Annotated in this window: 3 protein-coding genes; 1 reads left to right on the top strand and 2 read right to left on the bottom strand. The window is 71.0% G+C overall.

Going from position 1 to position 3663, the window contains the following annotated elements; genetic code table 11:
- Nucleotides 1-155: 155 nt before the first annotated feature.
- Nucleotides 156-1328 (bottom strand): winged helix DNA-binding domain-containing protein, encoded by a 1173-nt coding sequence (locus ABZT12_RS39190; RefSeq protein ID WP_356394622.1) that lies wholly within the window; start codon nt 1326-1328, stop codon nt 156-158.
- A 196-nt stretch (nt 1329-1524) separates the two neighbouring features.
- On the opposite strand from ABZT12_RS39190, the gene ABZT12_RS39185 reads away from it, so the two are divergent.
- The gene (locus ABZT12_RS39185; RefSeq protein WP_356394619.1) at nt 1525-2685 is read left to right on the top strand and encodes a magnesium and cobalt transport protein CorA; all 1161 of its coding nucleotides are present in this window, start codon (nt 1525-1527) and stop codon (nt 2683-2685) included.
- On the opposite strand, the gene ABZT12_RS39180 is transcribed toward ABZT12_RS39185, so the two are convergent.
- Nucleotides 2663-3196, bottom strand: a complete 534-nt coding sequence (locus ABZT12_RS39180) for a helix-turn-helix domain-containing protein (RefSeq protein ID WP_356394616.1) — start codon at nt 3194-3196, stop codon at nt 2663-2665. The genes ABZT12_RS39185 and ABZT12_RS39180 overlap by 23 nt on opposite strands.
- Nucleotides 3197-3663: the final 467 nt, after the last annotated feature.

Genomic DNA, 3663 nt, shown 5'->3' with positions numbered 1-3663 from the left:
CGTCCGAGGCGCGGACCAGGAAGATCCACGCCTTGCCCTGCCAGAGGTCGACGCCGGTCACCGGGGTGAGGGCGCTGGGCGCGCCGAGCGCCTCGCCTCCACGAGCGGCCCGCAACGCACCCTCTCCACTCCCCCGCAGCGGCATCCGGGACCCGTCACTTCCCCGCTCCGAGGACCGTCCCGAACCGGATGTCGTACGACTCCCCCGCGTGCAGCACCTCCAGCATCCGCGCCCCCTCGCCGGCCACCGCCTCCCGCTGGGCCCCGCTCAGCCGGCCGAAGGGTTCCACGACGAGCTCCCGGCCGTCCAGCTTCCAGACACCGGCGAGGAAACCGTCGACGAGGAGGGTGCGGTGGGCGACGTTGCCCTGCGAGGCGCGGCCCCGGTACGCGGGCGGTACGACCCGGGTGCGGTCGGCGTGCGAGAGGAGCAGGTTGTCGAACTCGGGCAGGAAGCGCGGCGGGGCCGGGGTGTCGGCGGCGGGACGCGGCGCGTCGGGGAGGTCGAAGAGTTCGGTGCCGTTCGGGTCGCGGAAGGTGACCAGTTCCGGCCGGAGGCGTTCGAAGACCTCGCGCAGCCTGGTCAGACCGGCCCAGGTCTGCATGTCCCGCACGGAGGCCGGCCCGAACGCTGCCAGGTAGCGCAGCACGGTCGCGTCGGGAGCGGGCACCGGTTCGGCGGGGCGGCCGAGCCAGTGCTCGGCCGTGGTGAGCGCGACCTGCCCGCCGCGGCCCCACAGCCCGCGCGGAGTGACCTGCACGAGCGGCAGCCGGCAGCGGGCGGCGACCCCGAGGGCCTGCGGATCGGCGTCGGGCCACTCGACGAGCAGCGCCTCGCGCAGTTCCTTCATGGTGCGCGGCTCCTCCTCGACGAGCGCGCGGGCCGTCTCCGCCAGCCGGTCGAGGTCGACACCGGCCAGCCCCTTGCGGAAGATCGTCAGCTCACGCTCGCGGGCGCCCTGCACCAGCGGGCGCAGCGTGAGGCAGTCGGCCGCCGTGTGGGTGTGGATCGTCGACCGCATGGTGACGATCCGGACGACCGCGCGCTCCTCCATCAGCCCGGACAGCTCCCCCGGCGCGAACCCGTCGAGACGGGCGGCGAGCGCGTAGTACGGCGGCTTCACGTTCTGCGCCTGCAACCCGAGGAGATGCCCTACGGCGGCCTCGGCGGCGAGCGGTGCGCGGCGCAGCAGGAGCTGACGGTCGAGGGTGGCACGGTTGAGTGCCACGACATCGAGCACGGGGCCGTCACCGACCGCTCCCGTCCTCGCTCCCGTCCTCGCCGTCGAACTCGCCGCCGCCGGGGCCGTCTTCCTCGTCCTGGTCATGCTCCGCACGCTAACTCAGCGCGGGGACACCCACTGTCCGCGACCACAGGCTCCGCCGCCCCGCCGTCCTACGCCCTCCCCCGCCGTCCCTCCCGGCCTCCCCTCGCCTCCCCCGGCCCGCGGGCCGCACCGAGTTCGTCCCCCGTATATCCTGCCCGTGATCACGCAGTCCCCGGCTCGATCGAGAGGCACCGCGATGCCCCAGCGACGCGCCCGCTCCGCCCCGAAGAACGCCAGGAAGTCCGTCTGGCGCCGCACCCCCGCCACACCGGCACCGCCCCCGAAGCGGCCACCGGCCCCCGCCGCCGACGTACCGCCCCCTGAACAGTCCGACGCGGGCAGCGTGGTCCAGGCGGCGCTGTACCGGGACGGGCTGCGGGTCTCCGCCCCCGCCTCCCTCGCCGAGACCTTCCGCGAACTGCGCGAGGACCCGTCCGGCATGGCGTGGATCGGGCTCGCCCGCCCCACGGAGAGCGAACTCCTCACCCTGGCCGAGGAGTTCGACCTGCACCCGCTGGCCGTCGAGGACGCGCTGGAGGCCCACCAGCGCCCCAAACTGGAGCGCTACGGCGACACCCTCTTCGTGGTGCTGAGCGCCGCCCGCTACCTGGACACACCGGAGGAGGTCGACTTCGGCGAGCTGCACGTGTTCGTCGGCCCCGACTTCGTGATCACGGTCCGGCACGGCGCGGCACCCGACCTGTCGGCGGTACGCCGCCGCATGGAGGAGTCGCCCGAACTGCTGCGACTGGGCCCGGAGGCGGTGCTCTACGCCATCCTCGACGCCGTGGTCGACGGCTACGCCCCCGTGGTCTCCGGCGTCCAGACGGACATCGACGAGATCGAGACGGAGGTCTTCCGCGGCGACCCCGCCGTCTCCCGTCGTATCTACGAACTCTCCCGCGAAATGGTGGAGTTCCAGCGCGCCACCCGCCCCCTCGTCGGCATGCTGCACGCCCTCATGGCCGGCTTCGCGAAGTACGGCACGGACGAGGAACTCCAGACCTACCTCCGCGACGTGGCCGACCACGTCACCCACACCAGCGAACAGGTCGACGGCTTCCGCCAGGCCCTCCAGGACATCCTCACCGTGAACGCCACCCTCGTCACCCAGCAACAGAACGCGGAAATGCGGGCGTTGGCGGAGGCGGGCTTCGAACAGAACGAGGAGATCAAGAAGATCTCCTCCTGGGCGGCGATCCTGTTCGCGCCGACGTTGGTCGGGACGATCTACGGAATGAACTTCGACCGCATGCCGGAGTTGCACTGGGTACTCGGGTACCCGTTCGCCATCCTATTGATGGCAGTTGTATGTACCAGTTTGTACGTCGTCTTCAAGCGGAAGGACTGGCTCTGAGCAACCGGCCCGGGAGGCGCTCCCGGGAGGGGCTGTGGCCCGGATCGCGGGCTCCGACGACGCTTCCGAGGCTCCTGGGGAGAATCCGGGGAGAATGAGCCGCGCTCCGATGCGGGCGGTCTCCTGCTATCGAGTGCGTCGACCTGCGGAAGCCTCGCCGCTGAAGCCCAGGCTGGGAGCACTGATCGGCACGGAGAGTACCCCATTCCCCTTGCGGAACGCCGAAACGGGTTGGCACAGCAGGTCGCTGCGTCAACCCGTTTTCGTGGGTCGTGTGGAGCGGACGTCTACGCGGCCAGTGCAGGCTGGCCGAGTGTTCACGGACCCAGGACTGCAGGGCCTCCAGCCGGTACATGACGCGGCCGTGTTGGCCCATCCGGAAGCTCGGCGGTCCCTGCCGGCGGTGGCGCCAGACGTAGAGGGTGTGCGGCGAGAGGCCGAGATACTCGGCGGCTCCTTTGACATTGACCGGTAAGGCAGCGCCGGCCAGTTCGCCGTCACCCCGGACCACTCGGCCCCGCACCACGCAGGAACGCCCGCCTTGAGCCAGGCCACCAGTGCGGCTTCACGGAGGCTGGTGACCTGCTCCCCCGGGCGAGCCTCCAACTCCTCCGGGCGTAGCACGGCTTCACGCGCCTGCCGCCATACCCGCTGATATGCCGCAGACGTCAGTCGCTCACCAAGCTTGCCGGGGAACAGCAGATCGTCCGGCTCCAGGCGGACCGGCTGATCCAGCCCCGCAACAGGTCAGCGAGCTCCCGAGTGACTGGCGCCTCCCTGCTCCTGCGCCCACGGATCCACAATTCCCCGAACTCACCTTCCGGGAGGGTCACATCAACCACGCGAAGGGCGAGTGCCTCTCTGGGGACCAAAGCCCCAGTAGGGACCCGTAATTTAACTACTGCCGGAGTTGATCTCGCTGTCGTGGTGCTCGGTTAGGCGCTTCAGGGCTTCGAGTGTGCGGGGAGGGTGGGTCCG

The sequence above is a fragment of the Streptomyces sp. NPDC005423 genome, assembly GCF_040606415.1.
In the GTDB taxonomy this organism is placed as follows: Bacteria; Actinomycetota; Actinomycetes; order Streptomycetales; family Streptomycetaceae; genus Streptomyces.
The sequence above is the reverse complement of the archived record's forward strand: the minus strand, read 5'-3'. Positions and strand labels throughout refer to the sequence as shown.

Bases quoted from the DNA above. Each gene is read 5' to 3' on its own strand.
- ABZT12_RS39190 (WP_356394622.1), bottom strand. From the start codon at position 1,328: ATGACCAGGACGAGGAAGACGGCCCCGGCGGCGGCGAGTTCGACGGCG.
- ABZT12_RS39185 (WP_356394619.1), top strand. From the start codon at position 1,525: ATGCCCCAGCGACGCGCCCGCTCCGCCCCGAAGAACGCCAGGAAGTCC.